22 protein-coding genes are annotated in these 22,412 nt (G+C 62.5%); 17 read left to right on the forward strand and 5 right to left on the reverse strand.

Going from position 1 to position 22,412, the window contains the following annotated elements; genetic code table 11:
- Positions 1–33: 33 nt before the first annotated feature.
- The 8 genes from AWB72_RS10370 to AWB72_RS10405 all read left to right on the forward strand — a co-directional run bounded on the left by AWB72_RS10370 (position 34) and on the right by AWB72_RS10405 (position 11,103).
- Positions 34–2,625 carry a fimbria/pilus outer membrane usher protein gene (locus AWB72_RS10370; protein WP_040052115.1) on the forward strand — a complete coding sequence of 864 codons (2,592 nt, stop codon included), beginning with the start codon at positions 34–36 and terminating at the stop codon, positions 2,623–2,625.
- 36 nt (positions 2,626–2,661) lie between these two features.
- A complete protein-coding gene (locus AWB72_RS10375) occupies positions 2,662–3,744 on the forward strand; it encodes a fimbrial protein (protein ID WP_040052116.1) in 1,083 nt (360 codons plus the stop codon).
- Between the two features lie 114 nt (positions 3,745–3,858).
- Entirely contained in the window at positions 3,859–4,338 is a 480-nt protein-coding gene (locus AWB72_RS10380; protein WP_244285578.1) for a fimbrial protein, read from the forward strand.
- A 1,288-nt stretch (positions 4,339–5,626) separates the two neighbouring features.
- The gene (locus AWB72_RS10390; protein WP_244285579.1) at positions 5,627–6,397 is read left to right on the forward strand and encodes a lysophospholipid acyltransferase family protein; all 771 of its coding nucleotides are present in this window, start codon (positions 5,627–5,629) and stop codon (positions 6,395–6,397) included.
- 31 nt (positions 6,398–6,428) lie between these two features.
- Complete coding sequence (locus AWB72_RS10395) at positions 6,429–7,658, forward strand: HlyD family secretion protein (protein WP_040052120.1); 1,230 nt, start codon at positions 6,429–6,431, stop codon at positions 7,656–7,658.
- 1 nt (position 7,659) lies between these two features.
- Positions 7,660–9,780: a peptidase domain-containing ABC transporter gene (locus tag AWB72_RS10400; RefSeq protein WP_040052121.1), complete on the forward strand. Its 2,121-nt coding sequence runs from the start codon at positions 7,660–7,662 to the stop codon at positions 9,778–9,780.
- A complete protein-coding gene (locus AWB72_RS29365) occupies positions 9,773–10,051 on the forward strand; it encodes a hypothetical protein (protein ID WP_244285580.1) in 279 nt (92 codons plus the stop codon). The genes AWB72_RS10400 and AWB72_RS29365 overlap by 8 nt, the downstream gene beginning before the upstream one ends.
- Positions 10,003–11,103: a TolC family protein gene (locus AWB72_RS10405; protein ID WP_244285581.1), complete on the forward strand. Its 1,101-nt coding sequence runs from the start codon at positions 10,003–10,005 to the stop codon at positions 11,101–11,103. The genes AWB72_RS29365 and AWB72_RS10405 overlap by 49 nt, the downstream gene beginning before the upstream one ends.
- Positions 11,104–11,109: 6 nt before the next feature.
- Here the strand turns inward: AWB72_RS10405 and AWB72_RS10410 are convergent, their stop codons facing one another.
- Complete coding sequence (locus AWB72_RS10410; RefSeq protein ID WP_052450033.1) at positions 11,110–11,709, reverse strand: TetR/AcrR family transcriptional regulator; 600 nt, start codon at positions 11,707–11,709, stop codon at positions 11,110–11,112.
- Positions 11,710–11,792: 83 nt separating this feature from the next.
- Here AWB72_RS10410 and AWB72_RS10415 point away from each other — a divergent pair, with 83 nt between their 5' ends.
- Positions 11,793–12,260 (forward strand): nuclear transport factor 2 family protein, encoded by a 468-nt coding sequence (locus tag AWB72_RS10415; protein WP_040052122.1) that lies wholly within the window; start codon positions 11,793–11,795, stop codon positions 12,258–12,260.
- 20 nt (positions 12,261–12,280) lie between these two features.
- Here AWB72_RS10415 and AWB72_RS10420 read toward each other — a convergent pair whose 3' ends face one another.
- Entirely contained in the window at positions 12,281–13,303 is a 1,023-nt protein-coding gene (locus tag AWB72_RS10420) for a transporter (protein WP_040052123.1), read from the reverse strand.
- 182 nt (positions 13,304–13,485) lie between these two features.
- On the opposite strand from AWB72_RS10420, the gene AWB72_RS10430 reads away from it, so the two are divergent.
- From AWB72_RS10430 to AWB72_RS10440, 3 genes are all read left to right on the forward strand, one after another.
- Positions 13,486–13,830, forward strand: coding sequence for a hypothetical protein (locus AWB72_RS10430; protein ID WP_040052125.1), 345 nt, complete (start codon positions 13,486–13,488; stop codon positions 13,828–13,830).
- Between the two features lie 62 nt (positions 13,831–13,892).
- On the forward strand, positions 13,893–14,324 hold the full coding sequence (locus tag AWB72_RS10435) for a response regulator (RefSeq protein ID WP_040052126.1): 432 nt from the start codon (positions 13,893–13,895) through the stop codon (positions 14,322–14,324).
- A 292-nt stretch (positions 14,325–14,616) separates the two neighbouring features.
- Positions 14,617–14,892 carry a hypothetical protein gene (locus AWB72_RS10440; protein WP_040052337.1) on the forward strand — a complete coding sequence of 92 codons (276 nt, stop codon included), beginning with the start codon at positions 14,617–14,619 and terminating at the stop codon, positions 14,890–14,892.
- Positions 14,893–14,998: 106 nt separating this feature from the next.
- On the opposite strand, the gene AWB72_RS10445 is transcribed toward AWB72_RS10440, so the two are convergent.
- A complete protein-coding gene (locus AWB72_RS10445; protein WP_040052127.1) occupies positions 14,999–15,958 on the reverse strand; it encodes a chemotaxis protein in 960 nt (319 codons plus the stop codon).
- 296 nt (positions 15,959–16,254) lie between these two features.
- Between AWB72_RS10445 and AWB72_RS10450 the strand changes: the two genes are divergently transcribed.
- The 5 genes from AWB72_RS10450 (at position 16,255) to AWB72_RS10470 (ending at position 19,865) form a co-directional block, all read left to right on the forward strand.
- A complete protein-coding gene (locus AWB72_RS10450; protein WP_040052128.1) occupies positions 16,255–16,695 on the forward strand; it encodes a CBS domain-containing protein in 441 nt (146 codons plus the stop codon).
- A gap of 119 nt (positions 16,696–16,814) precedes the next feature.
- Positions 16,815–17,825, forward strand: a complete 1,011-nt coding sequence (locus AWB72_RS10455) for a diacylglycerol/lipid kinase family protein (protein WP_052450035.1) — start codon at positions 16,815–16,817, stop codon at positions 17,823–17,825.
- Positions 17,822–18,673: a metallophosphoesterase family protein gene (locus AWB72_RS10460; protein ID WP_040052129.1), complete on the forward strand. Its 852-nt coding sequence runs from the start codon at positions 17,822–17,824 to the stop codon at positions 18,671–18,673. Before AWB72_RS10455 ends, AWB72_RS10460 begins: the two co-directional genes overlap by 4 nt.
- A gap of 108 nt (positions 18,674–18,781) precedes the next feature.
- Positions 18,782–19,171, forward strand: coding sequence for an MAPEG family protein (locus AWB72_RS10465; protein WP_040052130.1), 390 nt, complete (start codon positions 18,782–18,784; stop codon positions 19,169–19,171).
- 16 nt (positions 19,172–19,187) lie between these two features.
- The gene (locus tag AWB72_RS10470) at positions 19,188–19,865 is read left to right on the forward strand and encodes an alpha/beta hydrolase (protein ID WP_040052131.1); all 678 of its coding nucleotides are present in this window, start codon (positions 19,188–19,190) and stop codon (positions 19,863–19,865) included.
- A gap of 13 nt (positions 19,866–19,878) precedes the next feature.
- On the opposite strand, the gene AWB72_RS10475 is transcribed toward AWB72_RS10470, so the two are convergent.
- Together AWB72_RS10475 and AWB72_RS28855 are read right to left on the reverse strand one after the other, a co-directional pair.
- The gene (locus tag AWB72_RS10475; protein ID WP_040052132.1) at positions 19,879–21,873 is read right to left on the reverse strand and encodes an ATP-binding response regulator; all 1,995 of its coding nucleotides are present in this window, start codon (positions 21,871–21,873) and stop codon (positions 19,879–19,881) included.
- 270 nt (positions 21,874–22,143) lie between these two features.
- The gene (locus tag AWB72_RS28855) at positions 22,144–22,302 is read right to left on the reverse strand and encodes a hypothetical protein (RefSeq protein WP_159459354.1); all 159 of its coding nucleotides are present in this window, start codon (positions 22,300–22,302) and stop codon (positions 22,144–22,146) included.
- Between the last annotated feature and the right edge of the window lie 110 nt (positions 22,303–22,412).

Here is a 22,412-nt window from a genome sequence, read left to right on the forward strand (position 1 = left end):
GGCATGCTGTCTTCGAATAGTTGGTATAACTAAATGAAAACGCACTCCTACAGCGCGCATATGTCCGGCATGCGATTGAAGCCGGTCACGTTGCTCGCCATCCAGGCCTTCGCCGTCATGGGCGTTAGCGGGCACGCATGGGCAGACGCTTCTCAGCAGCCGGGGCCCGTGCAGTTCAACGAGCAATTCCTGGAGTCGGGTGGCGGCGAGAAGCTGGACATCTCGCGGTTCAACAACGGACAACCTGTGTTGCCGGGGACGTATCGCGCGGATACCTACGTCAATAACGTATGGCGTGGAAAATTCGACGTCGACATTCGCGATTCCGCGCAGCATCCGGGCTCGGTGCAGGCGTGCGTCACTACCGACCTGCTCGAGCGGTTCGGCGTGGATCTGCGCAAGCTGTCGCCGGAATCCGCCGCCAAGCTGGAATCGGCTGGCAATGCGTGCCTGACGGTGGAAGATCTGATTCCGAACGCGACAGCGGTGTTCGACGGCGGCGAGCAACGTCTCGATGTCAGCATTCCGCAGATCGCCATGAGCACACGGGCGCGCGGCTATGTTGATCCTAAATACTGGGACGACGGCATCAACGCCGCCACGTTGCAATACAACGCGAACGTCTATCACAGCTCGGCCGGCGGGTACGCGAACGATTCCCAGTATCTCGGGCTGATCGGTGGTGTCAACGTGGGTGCCTGGCGGTTCCGGTACCAGGGCAACCTGACGCACAACAACATCACGGGGCAGCACTATCAGAACGTGCAGACGTACGCGCAGCGTGCGTTCAAGGACATCAAGAGCCAGTTCACGGTCGGCGACACCTTTACCGATGGCGCGTTGTTCGACAGCTTCGGTGTGCGCGGCGTGACGCTTGCCACCGACGATCGTATGTACCCGGAGTCGCAGCGTGGCTATGCGCCGGTGGTGCGCGGCATCGCGAACAGCAATGCGCGGGTGCAGGTCCGGCAGAACGGCAACATCATCTACGAAACGACGGTCGCGCCCGGCGCATTCGAGATCGACGATCTGTACCCGACGGGTTACGGCGGCAACCTCGATATCATCGTGACCGAAGCCGACGGCTCGCAGCATATCTCGACCGTGCCGTACGCGGCGGCGGTGAATGCGCTGCGTCCGGGAGTGCTGCGTTACAGCGCGATGGTCGGCCAGTATCGCGATCCGACCATCGATATTCATCCGTTCGTGTCGCAGTTCACCGTGCAGCGCGGCATCAACAATCTGTTGACGCTCTACGGCGGCGTGACCGGCGCCGACATGTACTTCTCGTCGATGATCGGTGCGGCGCTGAATACGAGCGTCGGCGCGTTCGGCCTCGATGTGACAGATGCGATCGCCAGTTTCAAGGGCTACGGCACGCGTAACGGCGCCAGCGTTCGGCTCAGCTATTCACGCCTCTTCGAACCGACGAACACGAACATTGCGATCGCGGCGTACCGCTATTCGACGAACGGCTTCTTCACGCTGCCCGACGCGATGATGATGCGGCAACTCAACGAGGATCATCAGCCGGGTTTGATGACTTCGCTTCAGAAGTCGCGCTTGCAGTTCGTGCTGAATCAGAGCCTCGGCGAGGGCGGACGATACGGCGCTATCTACGCGATGGGCTCGTTGCAGACTTACTGGAATCGCTCCGACCACGATACGCAGTTCCAGATCGGCTACAACAACAGCTGGAAACGCATGACGTATGGCGCGTCACTGGTGCGGCAGTATCAGGTGAACACGAACCGGTGGGACAACCGGATCATGCTGAACATGTCGATCCCGCTCGGCTTCGGCGCGCATGCACCGTTGTCGTCGACCAACTTCCAGCACGACACGAGCGACGGCCGCTCAACGATTCAGCAGTCCGTCACCGGGACGCTGGGCGTGGACAATGCATTCAGCTATGGCGTCAATGCGACCCTCACCGACGGCGGCCACGACGAAAGCGGCTCGGTCGGCGCAGGCGGCAACATCGGCTATGTGTCGCCGTTTGCGTTGCTCACGGCGAACGCGAGCGTCGGGCGGAATTATTCGCAGGTCGGCGCAGGCGTGTCGGGCGGTGTGGTGGCGTGGCGCAACGGCGTCGCATTCACGCCGAACATGGGCGACACCGTGGCCGTCATCGAGGCCAAGGACGCGGCGGGCGCCAGACTGGCGAGCGGCGCGGGCTTGCGTGTCGATCGCTGGGGACATGCGGTCGTATCCGGCATCCAGCCGTATTCGAACAATGACATCGAACTCGATCCGAAGGGCCTGCCGATCAACGTTTCGCTGAAGTCCACTGTGCAGCGCACCGCGCCTACGGCTGGAGCAGTCGTGCGCGTGCAGTTCGAAACGGAGAACCTCGGTAAGCCGGCCGTTATGCGGGTCATGCAAGCCGATGGCAAGCCCTTGCCGTTCGGTGCCGAAGTGTTCGATGGCGAAAGCCACACGGTGGGCACGGTGGCGCAAGGCAGCCGCATCATCGCGACAGGCCTCAAGGCCGATGCCGGCACGTTGAACGTGAAATGGGGCGATGCACCCGAGCAGCGGTGCGCGGTGCGGTATCAACTACCGCCGAGTGTGGACGCCTCGAAGCCGAATTCGATCAGCGTTTCGGACGCGGTCTGTCAGTGAACGGCCATCAAAGCTAATTCATCGGGAAAGAAACAAATGAATAACATGAACCGGCTTGCACTTGCGCTCTTGCGGCGCGTGATGTGCTGGCTTGCGATGCTGATCTTCGTGCCTTCTTCCGCATGGGCGACCGCGAGCTGCACGGCGAATTACACATCCTTCACACTAACGCTGCCCCCCACCGTGGCGGTGGCGCGGGACTTGCCTAATGGCTCGGTTCTGACGACATGGTCGTTGTCGCCGTCGAAGAACGATTACTGGACCTGCATCGTTTCGGGAAGCGTCTATAACGGAACCGACTTCGAAACGGCGGGCATCACCACAGCGGGGCCAACGACCTATAACGCGACGTACCAGGGCGTTGCGTTTCAAGTCTATCCGACGAACGTTCCCGGCGTAGGCATTGCGATGGGCGGCTATACCATCCCGGACAGTACGCCCTATGGTCCTCAGACATTTCGCACCATGGGCCGTCAATGGAATAGGAATGGCACCATCCAGAATGGGGGCCAGTTGATCGTTGCATTGGTCAAGACCGGTGACATCACGCCGGGCACAGCGACAGGCATGATCGCACAGGCGTTCTCGTGGCAAACGCTGACGCCGCCGCCTGCGGGGAATGTGCCATCAGCGGGCATCATCAATTTCTATATCACGCCGGTTGTAATCACCGTGCTCACCTGCCAGACGCCTGACGTCAACGTTCCAATGGGCATCCAGGGACCAGCGGATCTGCCGAACGTGGGGCCCGCTCCGAGCAAAGTCGCATCGTTCAACCTGAGTCTGAACAACTGTCCAGGCGGCTTGCCGGTAGCAGGGACATCCGCAGGCCAGATTCACAACATTCAGTATCAGATCGATCCATCGAACGGTCAGGTGCCCGGCTTCAGCAACGTTGCGGCGTTAAGCGGTAGCCCGAGTGCGGGCGGCGTGGGCGTCCAACTTTATGACAACACTGGGGCCGTGTTTCCGTTCGGTACCCTTCGGACGCTGAGCGGCTTCGATAGTGCAAACGGCGGCAGCTATGCCATACCAATGACGGCGCGATATTACCGCACCGGCACGCTGACCGCCGGACCCGCAAACTCAACCATGACGATGACCGTCTCATACCAGTGATTGCTGCGGTGGCAGTCTGCGCGAGGGGCGGACTGCTATCAAATTGGGACCACCACGAAACAAAGGAGCAGAAACATGAAAAGGCTAATAAGCGGGCTGGCGGTGCTTGGGCTCATGAGCGCGGGCCCGGCATTCGCCGTCGATGCCACGCTGAATTTCACCGGCACGATCATATTGCCTACGTGCACCGTCGATTCGGGTTCCGTCTCGCAGACGATTGATCTAAAGACGGCCAAGACAACGGACTTCCTTTCAGTGAATTCGACGAACAATGCAACGCCGTTCAGTCTGTTGTTGAAGAGCTGCGCGGTCAACACGAACGTTTCGATGACCATTTACGGAACCGTCGACACCGTGCAGAGCGTGCTCAAGAACACGGGGACAGCGAGTCAGGTTGGCGTGCAATTGTTGAAAGCGGTCAATGTCGGCGACACGACGGGAACGCCGTTCCCGCTCAACACGCAGACGACTATCGGTGCCGTGGATGCCACCAATACCATGACCATTCCGATGGTCGCTCAGTTCTACCGGCTCGGAACCATGACTGGCGGCACGGTTACCGCAACGGCGACGGTGAACTTCGGATACAACTGAGTCCCGGCAATACATCCGAGAATTCCGATTGAATTCGGCTCGGGCTATTGGATAGGATGACGAAGCGAACAAACAAAACCGTTCGTATTTGTTTGATTTATCTCAAGGATTTGGCAGAGCAGAAGATGAAAAAGATCGACCGTAATGCATTGAAATATTCCCAACTGGCGGGCGGAGCTGCGAAGGCTTCATCGAGCAGTTCGACGTCAACGACTGTGAAGATCTCCGGGTCTTTCGTCCAGGTCAACAACAACCAGAAACAATAATACTTCGCCGCTGTTGGTTTGACCTGACTCGTCAATCAGGGCCGCCTCAGTCCAAGGCGGCCTTTCCGTTTTGATCGATAAGATCGTCGGCAAAGGCCCGTTTCATCGGGAACGGTGACTGAGTAGGGTGCAGGCGCATAAGCTTGTCAAGCGACAGATGAGGCAGGTGCATGCTTGTTTACTTGCCGATGTTTTTCCGGTTCTCGCGCGAGCCTTTCGCTGCCAGTTTGATTTGAATGACCAAGCGCTACTGCCAACCGTCTCTAATTTAGGAGTTTTCGCGGTTTACCGGCACCGGGAAAGAACCTAACATCCTTCCCGTCTTGAGGTATTCAACTTAAGACGGACTCCTGAGTTAATCAGGAAAGTGACCGCGTCGGCTCATGACGAGCTGCGCAGTTTTTATTGAAAGAAACATCGGGAAAATCAAAATGCAAAAGATCGAACGCACTGCTTTGGCTCAGGCATCGCTGGCTGGTGGTTGCCACAAGGCTAGCAGCCAGTCTTCGTCGACCACGACCGTCATCATTAACCTGAAGCAAGGTTAAGGCGTTTTGTCATTAGCCGGATTCAGCGCTGGGTCCGGTCAATGAAACTGCCAAGGAGGATCGCGTAGCGGCATAAGCGTTGATTGTTAAGGCGATTTTGTCGGTTACGCGGTCCTCTCAGTTCAGGGCAGCTTCCCACGTGAATCCACCTTGAACTGAATGATGAAGATGATCGAGTCTCGATGCCGAGCGGCTCAGGCGCCCCAATGCTCACGCATCGATCGATTGCTCTAAGAAGTCGGTGAGTAAGTGCCGGATCCACCGTAGTCCGGAAGACTCATCGATGTCCTGCCATTTCCACGAGAATCAATGCCCGCTCTGCGTTCCGCGCTAAAAAAGTGGCTCGCGCTGCGAAAGCATCGCGTGCGGCGTAGCTTCTACGGTCGAATTCCAATGAGTTCGGTGGAAACACTCGCTCGTTGTGCTTGGCGCACGCGCAGCATATATGACGCAACATGTAGAGCAAGCGGTCGAGTGCGATCGGAAATTGGCCGCGACGTCCTGAACCTGCCTCAAGCGAGAGCGCGTCGTGCGTGCGTGGGCGCGTATATCGAGAAGCTGATCGATCAGCGCATCTACTTCGGCCGCGACATTCGAAAGCATGAAGCGTGGCCTGACCTCGAACAAATCGCGCGAACGCTTACAGCCGAAGTCGAAAAGCTGAGAAGGGAAGCGCCCGGACGGCCGGTGTTCATTTCCCCGTTCCACTTCGTATCGCAGTACGCGAACATTTATATCGTCGAGCGCGTGGCCGCGTTGCTCGGCTTGCAGTCCATGTCGGTGGTGTCCGGCGTGCCGAGGAATCAATATGGCGACGACCACGCGCTCATTCCCGGCATCAAGGTGCTCTACACCTATGGCGACACGAATCGCAATGGGCTCGGCGTGCGCGTCGCGCGCTCGCTGAAACGCGATGGCGTCGCCGTGCTCTTCTCCGATGTCCCGCCTTTCACCATGCATCGCTATCCGATGGAAACGGTCGAGGTATCGATGTTCGGCAAGAGCGCGCGCATCCATAACGGCGTGTTTCGCGTGGGCGAGACCTTCGGCGCCGTCCTCCTGCCGTTTTACCTGCGCTTCTCGCGCGGACACTTCGAGGCGCGGCTCTTCGATGCTCTCCCGCTCGACGCGGCCGAGTCGCCGCAGCGGCTCGCCGGTTATATCGAGACGGCGCTTCTCGACAATTATGAACAGTGGCTTCCGGCCGGGCATCCCGCAATGTACGCATTCGCCCCGTCGAAATAGCCGAATGCAACAGCCGACCACGTAAGACTTCATGCAACCGACCGATCTTCCCCAATTCAGGGACGTGCCATGGCGCTGGATCGCCTATGCCACGTCCGTGTTCACCATCGCGGCGCTGGCCTTCGGCTTCGTCCACCAGATCGAGCTCAAGCAGGACGTCTCGGGCGAGATCGTGTCGCCGTCGGAGGTGAAGATTCAGGGCTTGAACGGGATGGTGTCCGCGATCTATGCGCGGCCGTCGGAACATGTCGAACCGGGAACGCCGTTGTTTCGCTTGCAGCGCGATTTTTCGCTCACGACAGACGGCCTGCGCCGGCAAGTGTTCGACGAGAAGGTGCGCGACGATCAGATCCATGCCATCGACGAGCAATACAACGAGCGTCGCGCGCAATTGAACGCGCAGCGCGAGACCGCGCGTGTCACCGAAGCCAGCCGTCGCGCGGAACTTGGGTCGCTCGATGCGCAGATCGCGCAAAACGGTCAGTTGGTGGGGGAGTTCGAACAACGGCTCGCGCGGCTCAACGCGGTGTCGGAGTATGTGACTGCGGACAAGGTGGAGCAGGCGCGCGCGGATATCCACCAAGGCAAGGTGACGGTCGCGCAGGGCGTGGCGCGGCGACAGCAATTGGCCGGCGAGATCGGCGCATCCAATGGCACGCAAGCCGATCTGGAAGCACAACTGCGCGAACTCGATGCCCGTCGCGCACGCGACATTCAGGACGTCCGCGCGCGCTTCGAACGCGAACGCCAGGACGCGACCGTCTCCGCGCCGAAGGGCGGCGTGGTCACGTTTTCGGGGCTGGTCGCAGGCCGCATGCTCGCAGCGGGCGATGTCGCCATGGTCATTTCCACGAAAGACAGCGTCCCATTGCGCGCGGCGTTGAGTATCCCGTCGCGGCGACGCGGCTTCGTCAGAGAAGGCCAGATCGTGCGGCTCAAATTCGACGCCTTCCCCTACGCCAAGTTTGGCACCTACGAGGCGCGCATCGATTCGATATCCGGCACCACCGTGCTGCCCGCGAGCCCGCTCGGCTTGCCCGGCACGCCCGGTGCGCCCGATCCGTCCGAGCAGACAGAAAGCGCCAAGGAATCCGAGGGCGATTACCTGGCGTGGGCCACGCTGCGCGGCAACACGTTCGAATTCGAGGGCCAGCATTTCAAGATCCTGCCCGGAATGCGGGCGACGGCGAGCATCGTCGTCGAACGAAGGACGCTCGCCGAATGGGTGCTGGCGCCGTTGTATCGAATGCTAAGAGGTTGATGTGCGGATCATCTATCAGAACGAAGTCGCCGAATGCGGCTATGCATGTTTGGCGATGGTGCTCTCGCATCTCGGGCGGGCCACGGAAGTGCGGGAACTGTCGTCGTATAAGCCGATCTCGGCGAATGGCCTCTCGCTGATGGACTTGTACGATGTCGCCGTCGATTTCGGTCTGGAAGTGCAGGCGTATCGTTTCGACGCGTCCGATCTGTCGGCGGTCAAGAAGGGCTCCATTCTCCATTTCGGCGGCGCGCACTTCGTCGTGTTCGAGAAGGCGGGGCATGGTTACGTGCGCGTGATCGATCCCGCGACCGGCCGTCGTCGCGTCTCGATGGACACGTTCCGCTCAGCCGTGTCCGGCTTTCTGCTCGAATTCGCGCCGACGCCGCAGATGCCGCGCATTCGCGCCAAATCGCGCGTGCCGGCTGCGCTCAAGCGCGTACGCGCGTTGAGTCCGCAGTTGAAGGCGCACATCGGCAAGATATTGTTCGTCGCGCTCGGCAGTCAGTTCGCTATTCTCGCGATGCCGTATTTCGGCAATCTCGTGCTGGATTACGTGGTCGCGGCCGACAACCGCAATCTGCTGAACGTGCTCGTGGTCACGTTCGCGAGCATCTTCATCCTCGGCGCGTTGAGCGAGTTCGTGCAGAAGTACCTCACGGAATTGCTCTACAACCTCACGCAGATCAATTCCACCGAAGGCTTGTTGCGTCACTTGTTGCGCAATCCGATGTCGTGGTTCGAGAAGCGTCACGTCGGCGACGTGTTCGCCCGCGTGAAAGCGCAGGACGAAATCAGCGTGTTCGCCACGCGCACCAGCGTGTCGCTGTTCGTCGATCTGACGGTAGGCATCATCGCGCTCATTCTGATGCTGATTCAAAGCCGCCAGCTCGCGGGCGTCGCGTTGCTCGTTTTTCTCGTGTATATCGGGCTCGCCATCAGCATGTTCGCCGCCATGCGCGACAACCATGCGCTCGTGCTCGAAACGTCCGCACGCTGCGACGACTCGCTGATCGAAACCATACGCGCCGCATCGCTCTTGAAGCTCGCGCAAGGCGAGACGCGGCGCACGGCCATCTACATGACCATCTACAAGGCGTACGCGGCGGCGCTGCTGAAGAGCAGCCGCCTCACGTGTACGCGCGACGGGCTGCTCAAGCTCGTCACTTACGCCGATACCATCATCATCACGTGGCTTGCGGCGCGTCTGATGCTCGGCGGCAGGGTGTCGGTGGGCGTGTTCTATTCGTTTCTCATCTATAAGTCGCTGATGTCCGAGAGGCTCGCGAGTGCCATCAACGCCACGTTCCAGTACTTCATGCTGAGCGTGCCGACCGCACGCGTGGACGATATCGTCGAAAGCGAGAACGAACGCTATACGCCGCTCGCCGATACGCAGCGCGCGACGGAAGTGCGCGTGTTCGATCACATCGACGTGCGCGACGTGACGTTCAGCTACGGCATTTCGGATCAACCCGTGCTGAAGAATGCGAGCTTCCAGATTCGCAAGGGCGACAAGTTCGCGATCACCGGTCCTTCGGGCAGCGGCAAATCCACGCTGTTCAAGCTGCTGTCGGCGGCGGAACCGCTGCAGGAAGGGCATATCGCGCTGAACGGCATCGCATGGCCCAATCTGGCTGTCGATGAAATCCGCCGGCATCAGGCGCACATGCGGCAAGGCGACATCATCCTGCACGGATCGATTGCGGATAACGTCACGTTGTTCGCCGCGCAGACCGACGAGGACCGCATCCACAAGCTGCTCGATCAGGTCGGCTTGCTCGACGACATCATGCGCTTGCCGATGCGCACGCGCACCGTCATCAGCGACACCATCGCGAACATCTCGGCGGGGCAGCGTCAGCGGCTTCTGCTTGCGCGCGCGCTGTATCAGCAACGTGAATTGCTGCTGCTCGACGAGCCGACCTCCAATCTCGATCCCGCTTCCGTGCGGAACATCGCAGGGTTGCTGCAAAGCCTGGATCGTACGGTCGTGGTGATCACGCACGACATGTCGCTGGCTTCGTCGTTCGACGTGCGTTACCGATTCGAAGGCGGCGGACTCGTGCGCGACCGCATCGGGCAGACCGACACCACGCCGGACGAAGCGCTCCATGCTTAAGCGAAGCCTCTCGATATGCGCGCTGGCGAGTGCGCTCGTGTTCGTGGATGCAGCCCGCGCCGACGATCTCATCGCCATCGTTCAGCAGGCGCTCGATCACGACGCCGAACTCGGTCAGGCACGCGCCGGCTACGAGGCCGCGAAGCAGGCGGTGCCCATCGCGCGCGCGGCGCTGTTGCCGCAGATCGTCGGTGGCTGGGGCGCGCATACAACCGTATCGACATGGACGGCTTTCCGCGTCAGAAGTATTGGCAGAACGGCTGGATGGTGACCGTATCGCAGCCGCTTTTCGACTGGAGCAAGTGGACTGCTTACAGGCAGGCGGATTTCGTCGTGGCGCAGGGCGCGGTGGATTTCGCAGGCGCGCAACAGGCGTCGATTCTGCGAGCGGTGCGGGCGTATTTCGACGAACTCGCCGCCGAGGATGAAGTCAAGCGTGCCGCCGACTATCTCGCCGCGATACAGGCGCAGGTCGATCAGGTCCGCCGCAAGCGCGCGGCGGGCGAGGCGACGGTCATCGACCAATACGAAGCCGATACCGCGCTCGAACAGGCGCAGCTTCAGCAAGTGGACGCGGCGCAGGAATTGGCCGTGAAGCGTCGCGCCGTCGAGCAAGTCACCGGGCGGCCGTTCGCGGCGCTGGCGCAGTTGCCGCCTGAGATGGCGTTGCCGAAGCTCGCCGAGGGCGAGGAGAGCTGGATAGAGCAGGCGAAGACGCGCGGTTATGAAGTGCAGTCGAAGCAGCTCGGCCTGGAAATCGCCAGGTTCGATACGTCGAAGGCGCGCGCGGCGAATTATCCGGTCGTCAGCGTCACCGGCAGCTACACACCCGCGGGCGCGGCCTCGGGCTACGCGCGCCCGACGACGACCACGACCGGCATGTTGCAGATCCAGATTCCGCTCTTTTCCGGTGGCGAAATTCAGGCGCGCGTCGGGCAGTCGCTTGCGCTGGAGGACAAGGCGAAGCAGGGCTATCTGCTGGCATCGACACAGGCCGAGGCGTCCGCTCGCGACAACTACGCGAAGTACATCCGCGAGCAGCAGAAGACCGGTTCGCTGAGGCATCTCGTCGAAAGCGCACGCGAAACCTTGCAAGCCACGCAAGTCGGATTCAAAGTGGGCAGCCGCGCGAGCAGCGACGTGCTGCGCGCGCTCGATACCTTGTACACCGCGCGCCGCGATCTGTTGCGTTCGCGCTATGCGGCGCTCGTCGCCTTCCTGCAACTCAAAGCCGATGTCGCCACGTTGAGCGAGGAGGACATCGCCGAGATGAGCGCGAAGCTGTGTTGCAAATTGCAGATGGCCAAGGCGGACGCGCGCTGAAGCGCATTACTCCGTACTCGCGCCGCGCCGATGTGTGGAAAGCGCACGCACCAGGCGGGCGAGCGCTTTCAGCGCATCGGCGGGGGCATCGGCGAATTGCGCGGCGACGATCGCGCCATCGACGGCAAGCGCGAGCGCCTGCGCGTCGGCCTTCGCGGTGCGCGACGCCGGCATCAGCGCACGAATGGCGGCGGTCATGTCGCGCTTGTGCCGCCGCGCGATATCCACCGCTTGCGGCAGCGTGCCGCCGACTTCCACCACCGAATTAATGAACGCGCAACCGCGATAAGTCTCGCCGCCGAACCACTCGGCAAGCGCCGGCACCAGCGCGGAAAGCGTGCCGCCGTGACGCGAGAGCGCGTCGCGGAACCATGCCATCCAGTTCTCGTGCCGAAACTCTAGGAACGCGACGATCAAATCATCCTTGCTCGGAAAATAGCGATAGAACGTCTTCTTCGCGACACCCGATTCCGCAATCACGCGGTCGATGCCGGTCGCGCGAATGCCGTCGCGATAAAACAGGTCGTGCGCCGTGCGCAGAATGCGGGCATCGGGGGAAAGCTCCGCCGCATTCGCCGCATCCGCCGAATAGTCGATGATATTCATGCCGCCGATTGTAGACAGGTTCGTCTACCTGCGCTAGAGTGCGTGCAGGTAGACAGACCTGTCTACATCAACCAGGAGCCGACATGGAAAGCAGACCGCCTCTTCCGCCGTTCGATGCAGACACCGCCGCACAGAAGGTTCGCCTGGCCGAAGACGGCTGGAACACGCGCGATCCGAAGCGCGTCGCACTGGCTTATAGCGAGGACACGCGCTGGCGCAATCGCGCGGAGTTCGTCACGGGCCGCGCGCAAGTCGAAGCGTTCTTGCAGCGCAAGTGGGTGCGCGAGCTGGACTATCGGCTCATCAAGGAGCTGTGGGGTTTTACCGGCAATCGCATCGCGGTGCGATTCGCGTATGAATGGCACGACGATTCGGGCAACTGGTATCGCAGCTATGGCAACGAGAACTGGCAGTTCAACGAAGCGGGGCTGATGACGCATCGTCACGCGTCCATCAACGATCTGCCGATCAAGGAGTCCGACCGCAAGTATCATTGGCCGCTCGGCCGCCGGCCCGACGATCATCCCGGCCTGAGCGACCTCGGGCTGTAGGCAAAAAGCGCATCACACCATCACATATCGCGCCGCCGCCGGAAGGCCCACCATCCGGCGAGCACGGTGAAGCTCGCGACAATCAGCACGAGCAACCAGAAGCCGTGATGATTTTCCGCGAGCGGTATGCCGCCCACGTTCATGCCGAAGAAGCCGGCCACGATGTTGATCGGAAGCGCGAGCACCGTGACGAGCGTCAGCGTGAAAAGCGTGCGGTTGCTTTGCTCGTCCATCCGCGTCGCGATTTCTTCCTGCAACAGCTTGATGCGTTCTACGAGGCCTGCCAGATCGTTCAACACAAGGGAGAACTCTTCGGTCGCGTCGCGCAAATCCTGAATGTCCTGCGCATGAAGCCAGCGCGGCGGCCGCGCGAGCAGGCGGAATACGGAGCCGGGCTCGGGCGCGAGCAGACGCTGAAGCCGCACGAGCACGCGCCGCAGCGCGCCGAGATCGGAGCGCGTTCGCGATGAATGCGTCGACAGAAAGCGATCCTCGATGCCGTCCACTTCCACGCTGGTTCGCCGCACGATCTCTACGAGGAGATCGGCCTGATCGCGCAGCAGATGCGCGAGCAATTCCGCAGGCGATCGAAACAGCTCGCCGCGCCGCACCGATTCACGCAGCGAATCCACCGAACGCAGCGGCTTCATGCGCGCCGTGATGAGCAGCTTCTGACGCGTGTACACCCAGAGCGTCGCGATTTCCGAGGGCGTCAGTTCGAAGTTGAACATCACGTCGTTGATGACGGCGAAGAGCGCGCCTTCCTGATGCTCGATGCGCGTCGAGTGCGAGCCTTCATGCAGCGTGTCGAAGAATTCGTCGGGCACGCCGAGGCGCGTGCGCATCCAGCGCTCGCATGCGCTGTTGGCAAGATCGAAGTGCAGCCAGATGAACTCCTTCACGGTATCGTCGCGAGCGAGCCAGGCGCTGGCCGCTTCGGCATCGATTGGCTCGCCCGGCTGGTCGACGCGGAAGCGAAAGCCGCAGACGAGGCCGGTGAAGTCGGAACCATAGGGCGGTCGTTGCAGGGTAGCGGGATTCATGCGCGCTTCGTGCGGGAGTCGGATGCAATGGCGCTAGTGTGCCATCGGTCGAAGGCGAAACGAACGGCGGGTCCGGCGCTCATCGCGCAAAAAATGATTGTCATATTGGCGGCGTATGATGGCGCGATGCAAGGTGGCCCGGACGAAGACGCCGGCTTCGCGTCAACTAGGGGAGAAAGGCAGTGGACGACCAAGACGATCTGGATGGCGTGACGCAAACGACGGCAACGGGCCTGATACGCCTTGCATCGGTGATTGCTGCGCTCGCGCGCGACGGCGCGGTCGACACGCGCTTCGGCGGAAAGCTGTGCAAGCGGCTCGACAAGGAAGCGCGCCGCGTGGCCGAGCGCGACGGCGGAACGTCCGACGAATCGTCCCGCGATGCGCTTTTCGCGGCGATCGGCGAACTCGATCTGGCGCTGCGTCAGCGCGACGCGGCCTCGCTCGTCGAAGCCAACGCGCGGCTGCGCGAAAGCGAAGAAGCGCCCGCGAAACGGCGCAAAGGCAAGAAGGAAGACAACGCCTGAAAGGAAATCGAAGTCAGGCGCGAAACGTGCTGATAGGCGGGCGATCTATTCATCGAACCGCCATGTCCGTGAACTTGCATTCCCCTCATTGCGCCGTCTGGACCAACCGTAGTGTCGATGTGGAAGTCCAAAGCTGGCGCATTCTGGTCGTCGATGACAACGCATCCAGCGCCGAAGCGCTCGCCGCCGCCCTGAACGCGGACGGATTCGAAACGCGCGTCGCGCTTTCCGGCGTCGATGCGCTCCACGCGGTCGACGGCTGGGCGCCTCACATCGTCATTCTCGATATCAGCATGCCGGAGCACGACGGCTTCGCGACCGCGCGGGTCTTGCGGCGCATCGCCCGGACGCGCGATGCGGGAATCATCGCGTTTACGGCGCTCGGCGAGGAACTGGTGCGCACGAAGGGCCTGCACGCGGGCTTTGATGCGTACTGCCAGAAGGGCAATTCGCCGGCCACGCTGGTCACTCTGATGCAGCGGCTCGCTCACTGATCCCGCCGATCCGCACAGTCGTGCGCAAAACTATTGTTCTGTCCCCGCGAATCGACACTGCTCGATGCGGCGTCGGTCACTCCCTTGAACGCCTTACACGGCATGCGTGCGCGCGATCCAGGCACGATCGTGCGGCCAATGATTGTTGGCGCACAGCGAAAAGTGAATTGAAATATATTGAGATAAAAAAACGATAGTAGGGGTATACACTGCTTTCCATCGACGTAGCAGACAGTTTCTCGCAATCAAGCGGCGCTTCTGATACGAACGTCAACCGTCCTTGGAGCACACCATGAAACGCAATCTCATCGCTACCCTTCTTATCGCTGCTTCCGCCTCGATCGCCGCACCCGCTTTCGCAAGCGGCTACGGTCCGGCTCCGTCGTACCGTCCGGCCGTCGGCGCACCGGCATCGCAACAAGGCCCGAGCGCGCAAACCATCGCCGCTGAAGAAAGCGCGCATGGCACCGACGCCCGCGCTTTCGGCGGTTCGCGTGACTCGCTGGCCCAATCGGGCGGCCGTGCGCAAGCTGCAAACAACACGAACTCGATCTACTTCGGTCACTGATCGAACCAGTTTGGCCGGGCATCTCTCCGGCCTTCAAGACTGAGCGACCTTTCGGCGCCCGCTGCAGCAGACTCACGAGGTCTGCCCGCACCGGGCGCCGATGCGTTTACTCCGCGCTGACGAGCGCGCCGCGCATCACGCTGGCAAGCTCGGACGCCACGAACTTCGAAACATACGCGTTCGCGCCGACCTTGCGCACGTGCTGCTCGTTCGCCGATCCCGACAGCGACGAGTGGATCACGACCGGAATATGCTGCAAGCCGGTATCGGACTTGATGCGCCGCGTGAGCGTGAAGCCGTCCATCTCAGGCATTTCCAGGTCGGTGAGCACGAGCGCGATTTCATCGGCGACTTCGGTGCCGTCTTCCTTCGCTTTCTTGAGCGCCGCTTCCAGCACGTCCCACGCTTCCTGACCGGTCTTGGTCATCACGAAGGGCACGCCCATCGCGGTCAGACTTTGCTCGATGAGCGCCCGCGCGACGCCCGAATCGTCCGCCGCCAGCACGCGCGCGCCGGGCTTCAGCTGCAGCCGGCCGGTGCTCGCCTCGCTGATATTCGCGTCCTGCCCCGGCAGCACGTCACGGACGATGCGCTCGACATCCAGCACTTGCGCGAGCCGCGTCCCGTCGACGTTGCCGTCGAGCCGCGCGAAGCTCGTCACCGTGCGCCCGCCCGAATGCGATTCCGCCGAGAGCACCTGATTCCACTCGAGCCGCACGATATCGTCGACTTCCTCGACCGCGAAGCCTTGCGTCGTGCGCGCGAATTCGGTGACGAGCAGAATCTTCGGCCCGTTCTTCGGACGGCAACCGGTGATGCGCGCAAGGTCGATCACCGGAATGATCTGGCCGCGAATATCCGCGACGCCGAGAATCTCTTCGCTCGATCCCGCGACGGCGGTAATCGCGGGCATCGCCAAAATCTCGCGCACCTTGAACACGTTGATGCCGTAAAGCTCGCGCTGCTCCGACCCCGGCGCCTCGCCGAGCCTGAACAGGAGCAACTCGAACATGTTGTTGCCCGCGAGCCGTACGCGCTGCTCGATATCCTGCTGTGAACTGCTCATTTTTGTCCTCTATTCGGTGCGCCTCTGGCGCTGCGTGCTTTCGCGGATCGCCACGTTGTTTCCACGCGATGCCTGAATAGCGGCAACAATCCGCGAAACTGAAGTCGGGGAAAGCGCATATCCCGCCGCCGGGCGTGTCCTATACTTTTTGCGAATGGTCGGGTTAATGCCGATGAAGGCATCGCGCGCGAAGCCTTACGCTCGATAGCAGCGCAGCAACGTTTTCCGGATACAACGAAGCGCGCGCTCATCGGCATAGACGCCCGGCGAGCACGCGAAGCCCACGGAGGCGCTTGATGGCAACAGTCGCAGAAGTCCTGAATTCGAAGCCCGACCAGACGGTCTATACGGTCGCGGAAACCTCGCCGGTGTACGACGCGATCAAGCTCATGGCCGACAAGCACATCGGCGCGGTGCTCGTGACGAAGGGCGACGAGATCGTCGGCATCATGACCGAGCGCGACTACGCGCGCAAAGTCGTGCTGATGGACCGGTCGTCGAAGGAGACGCCGGTGCGCGACATCATGACCTCGCACGTGCGCTACGTGCGCCTCGACCAGACCACGGACGACTGCATGGCGCTCATGACCGACAAGCGCATGCGCCATCTGCCGGTCATCGACAACGGCAAGCTCGTCGGCATGATTTCCATCGGCGATCTGGTGAAGAACATCATTTCCGAACAGCAGTTCACCATCAAGCAGCTCGAGTACTACATCCGGGGCGAGCACACCTGAGCGGCATCGGATATTCGGCGACCATCGGAGTTGTAAGCTAATCGTTATAATCGGCAGGTCTCGCCGGCCTGTTGCGCCGGCGCGCGCAATCATGCGACGAACCGTGAGGAGCGCTGCCGATGACCACCGACGCCGTCAACGCCGAATTCACCGAGGCCGCCCATACCGCAAGCACGATCGCGCCGACAGCGCCGTTTTTCGTCGTGATGAACGCGGGCTCGGGCCGCAAGCAGGCCGATGAAACACGCGCCGTGCTCGAAGACGAACTCGGCGCGGCGAGGCGTCGCTTCGAAATGTGCGTGGTCGACGATCCGCGCGAACTCGACGCCGCCGCGCGCGAGGCCGCAGAAAAAGCGCGCGCGGACCGCGGCGTGCTCGTCGGCGCGGGCGGCGACGGCACGCTCTGCACGGTCGCGCAGGCGGCGCTCGCGGCCGATGTGCCGTTCGCCGTGCTGCCGCGCGGGACATTCAACTATTTCAGCCGCGATCACGGCATTCCAGCCGATCTCCACGCGTCCACGAAACTCTTGCTCGACGCGCGCGCGTATCCGGTGCAGGTCGGTTTCGTGAACGACCGGATGTTCATCGTCAACGCGAGCCTCGGTCTCTATCCGAAGCTGCTCGAAGACCGCGAGACGTACAAGCAGCAATTCGGACGCAGCCGGCTCGTCGCGTTGTGGTCGGCGGTGTACACGCTGTTGCGGCGGCATCGGCATCTGCACTTTCATATAGAGCATGAAGGACGCACGCGCGAAGTGCGCTCGTCGACGCTCTTCGTCGGCAACAACCGGCTGCAACTGGAGCAGATCGGCATGCCGGAAGCGCGGGCGGTGGAACATGGCTTGCTCGTCGCGATAGCGCCGCGGCCCGTCGGGCGGCTCGCGCACCTGATTCTTTCGCTGCACGGCGCGGCGGGGCGGCTGAGCGATTCCGATCACGTGATGAGCTTCACGTTCGACCGCATCACGGTGACGCGCCCTCATGCGTCGAAGGCGAAACGCCGCCGCGTGAAGATCGCGACCGATGGCGAAATCGCGTGGCTCGACATGGCGCTCGAATTTCGCGTGTCCGAGCGGCCGCTTTTGTTGCTCAAGCCCGAGCCCGCCGTGGCCGAAGCCAATCGCTCATGACCTTGCTGCTGCAGATTTCCGATCCGCATTTCGGCACCGAGCGGCCTCAGGTCGCGGCGGCGCTCTTGCGGCTCATCGATGCCATGCCGCCCGATCTCGTCATCGTTTCGGGCGATATCACGCAGCGCGCGCGCAGGCGGCAGTTCGCGGCGGCGCGCGCGTTCTTCGACACGCTCGGCGCGACGCCCACGCTCGTCGTGCCCGGCAATCACGATATCCCGCTCTTCAACGTCTTCGCGCGGCTCTTCGCGCCGTACGCGAATCATCAGCGCGCGTTCGGCGCGGAGCTTGCGCCGTCGTTCGAATCGCGCGATGTGCTCGTGCTCGGCGTCAACACGACGCGGCCGTATCGGCACAAGGACGGCGAAGTGTCGATGCAGCAGGTCAGGCGCGTCGCGTCGCGGCTGGAGGCGGCGTGCGCGCGCCAATTGCGCATTGTCGTGACGCATCAGCCGGTGGCCGTCACGCGCGCGCACGACGAACGCAATCTGCTGCATGGACGCGAGCGCGCGGTGCCGCGTTGGGCGCGGGCGGGCGCGGATTTGATCGTCGGCGGGCACATTCATCTGCCTTACGTGCTGCCGCTGCACGATACGTTCGCCAATCTTCCGCGACGCGTGTGGGCGGTGCAGGCGGGCACGGCGCTGTCGTCGCGCGTGCGGGGAAGCATCGGCAATTCGGTGAATCTGATCCGTTATTCCTGCGATGCGAGCGATGCCGGCGCGCGGCGCGTCGTGGTCGAGCGATGGGATTACGCGGACGCCGACGATCGTTTCGAACAGCGCGCGCGGCATGAACTGGCGCTGGACGGCGCGGCGCAATCGGCGGCGGTGGCGCCGGCCGGATGAGGCGGTCGCGAACGCCGACCGCAACGCCTGACAATGCGCGATCCAACGTGACAGAATAATCGTCGCCCGACCCGGCGAAATCCGACGCCAACCCGCCCCGGAGCCACGATGACCTTCGAACTGACGATGCTCGCCTGGACGCTCGTCCTGGCCCTCGTGCAGGTGTTCCTGCCCGCGCTCGTGCGCAACCGCGAGACGGGCATCCAGTACAACGCCGGCCCGCGCGACGGTCCCGCGCCGCCGCCCGGCAAGCTCGCGGGCCGCCTGATGCGCGCGCAGGCCAATCTCTTCGAAACGCTGCCCGTGTTCGCGATCGCCGTGCTGATCGTTCACGTGACCGGGCGTGAAAACGCGCTCACGCATTACGGCGCGCTGACGTACTTCGTCGCGCGCCTGATTTACGTGCCGCTATACGCGGCGGGCGTGCCGTTCGTGCGGTCGCTGGTGTGGCTGATCTCGATCGTGGGCATCGTTCAGATGCTCGTTCCCATCATCTGAGGCATACGGAGTCCGCATGACCGATTCACCCTCGACCATCGAAGTAGAAACCGCGCCGAATCCCGAATTCGCCGTGATCCTCATGCACGGCCTCGGCGCGGACGCCAACGACTTCGTCCCGCTCGTGCCCGAGCTGCGCTTGGCCGATGCGCCCGCCGTGCGTTTCGTGTTCCCCAGCGCGTCGGAGATGGCGGTGACGGCGAACAACGGCTACGTGATGCGCGCGTGGTACGACATCCTCTCGTTCGAAGGCATCGTCCGGCGCGTGGACGAAGCGGGCATCGAGGCGTCGGTGAAACGCGTGCGCGCGCTGATCGCCGAGCAGAATGCGCGCGGCATCGCCACCGAGCGCATCTTTCTCGCGGGCTTTTCCCAGGGCGGCGCGATGACGTATCAGGCCGGGCTGACGCATCCCGAGCGGCTCGCCGGGCTGATCGTGCTGTCGGGCTACATTCCGTCGAAAGGATTGATCGATGCATCGCTCAGCGAGGCGAACCGCCACGCGCCCGTCTTCGCCGCGCACGGCGCGTTCGACGACGTGCTCGACGTCCAGCTCGGCGAAGACGCGTGCGAGTTCGCGCGGGAGCAGGGCTGCGACGTGGAATGGCACGCGTACCCGATGGCGCACACGGTCTGCATGGAAGAGGTCGAAGCGCTGCGAGCGTGGTTCGGCGCGCGGCTGAACGCGAGCTGAACGCGACCGAACGCTAAGCGCCAGCAATCAGCGACGCCATCTCGCGCCGCAAAGCGGCCGGACTCACGGGCTTCGAGAGGACATCGTGTTCGCACGCGAGCGGCACGATGGTCGCCGACGGTTCGCCGGTCACGACGAGGCAAGGGCACGCGCGCCCGAGCCTGACCGCCGCGAGCATCGCGACTTCGCGCGCGGTCTTGAAATCGCGCAGCCGGTAATCGGTGATGATGAGATCGGGAAAGCGCTCGATCGTCGCGAGAATGTCCTCGAATTCCTCGAACGTCGCGGCGGAGTCGTAGAGCACGCCCCATTGCGCGAGCAGCGCTTCGGTGGATGCGCGCACGAGGCCGTCGTCCTCCACGAGCAGCACGTAGCGCCCGTTCAGCTGCGCCGCTTCGGCCGCCTCGGAACGCGCGGGCGCGCGCGCGGCGGGCTTTTCCGGCGACGGCCCGCATTGCGGCATCTCCAGCGAAAAACGCGAGCCGCGCCCCTCGGCGGATTTCAGTTCGATGCGGTGCTCGTCCAGCATCGACACTACCGCGTTGACGATCGAAAGGCCAAGCCCCAGCCCTTTGTCGCGATCCAGTTCCGGGTTATCGACCTGAAAGAACGGCTGAAAAATGGCGTCGAAATAATCGGCGGGAATGCCGATGCCGTTGTCCAGCACGTCGATGCGCGCGCGCGTCGGCGACCGCACCACGCCGACGATCACCGTCGGCTTCGCCTTGTTGCCCGTGTCCGCGTACTTGATGCCGTTCGACACCAGATTCGCGATCGCGCGGCACAGCCAGTGCGAGTCGCTGCGCACACAGACGACATCGTTTTTCGGCAGCCGCAGACGCAGATCGACGCCGCGGCTCGCCGCGAACGGGCGCATCTGTTCCGCAGCCTCCTCGACGATCTGCCGCACGTCGAACACGTGATAGCGCGGCACGACGCGCCCCGATTCCAGCCGCGACAGATCGAGCACCGCGTTCAGAAGGCGCGCGAGAATCACCGACGAGCGCCCGCATTCGTCGATCAGCTTCTCCGCCTGAGCGAACTCCCCGTTGCGGATGGCTTCGGCGGCGGCCTGCAGGAAAAGGTTGAGCGCGTGCATCGGCTGGCGAAGGTCGTGCGTGGCGGCGGCGAGAAAGTTGGACTTCTCGCGGCTCGCGGTCTGCGCGGCGAGCATCTGCTGTTCGCGCAGGGCGAGCAGCGCGTGCGTCTTCGTTTCCTGATCCTTCTTCGACACTTCCAGTTCGTGGTTCTTGCGTTCGAGCGAGACGTTGGCGGAACGCAGTTCGTCGTTGAGCGACGCCAGCGCGCGTTCGGCGGAATAGCGCTCGCGCGAGACGCGCTCGGCGTGCGCACACACGCCGTGCCCGACGACGACCACGTTGAACATATAGAAGAGGCCCGCGAAGAAATCTTCCGGGTTGAGCAGACGCACGGTGATTTGCAGGAAGACGACGGACGCCATCGTGATCGCACCGACCATCAGCGCGAGGCGCGAGCGCAGGTAAAAGAAGCTGAACTGGAAGAACAGCGCGAGATACAGGCCGATGAAGTACTGCGTGTAGTTGTACGGCGCGGGCGTGATGGCGACCATCGTCAGGATGAGGCACAACAGGCCGTAGATGCCGGTGAGGATGACGCGATGCGCCGTCGCGTGCGACCGGAACGACGGCCGCAGCACCAGAAAGCCGACGCAGATCAGGAGCGCCACGCCCGCGAAACGCAGCGCGAGGATATCGGCGAGGCGCACGTTGAGCGCCTTGTTGCCGCGCACGAAGCTGAAATCCCACCAGAGGAAGCACGTCCAAATGACGAGCGCGAGCAGCGCCGATGCGCGCCGGAACGCGCAGAAACGCTGGCTGTGGTCTTCGAGAAATTGCGCTTCGAGCGCGCGATCGGCGAAAGGCGCGGGAATCGACAGATTGCGCACGAGGCTCGCGCCGGCTTCACGCGCGGCGGCGGCGAGCATGCCTCGGGTGCGCACGGTGGCGGCGCGTTGCGGGACGGCCATCGTCGGATCTCGGTCGGGCGGCGAGAGCGGAAGAATTAACTACTTTAGGCTACGTCGGTCGGATCGGAATGTCTTTTTTACGGCGACCTTGCTCGCAGCCGAAAGAGCGCGTAAATGAGTGCGTTTCTGCGCTTTCCGCGAAGGAACGCGCGACGAGCGAAGGACAAGAATGCCGAACGGCGAGCGCATGACATCTGCTCGCCGTTTCGAAGGACAGCCACGATCGATGCCCCACACTCCAGGAAGGGCAGCGTGCTGCTCAGCGCCTGCTCACGATTTCGGTTTGGCCTTGGTCGTGCGCTTGCTGACGCTGGTTTCCTTGGCGCCGGTGCTTTTGGTGGTGGACGCTTTGCTGCCGGCCGTTTTCTTGCGGCTCGACATTTCGGTTTCCGCGGGATGGCTCGCCTGAGCCTTGCGTGACGACGGCATGATGGACCTCCTTCAGTGAGTGTCGAAGCGACACACTGATAACCATAGGATGCGGGTAGCCGCTATTCAAGCGATCGCTTTCGCGCGCGCCAAAAAGCTTGTGAGAGCGA

It is taken from the genome of Caballeronia concitans (assembly GCF_001544615.1).
Lineage (GTDB): Bacteria > Pseudomonadota > Gammaproteobacteria > Burkholderiales > Burkholderiaceae > Caballeronia > Caballeronia concitans.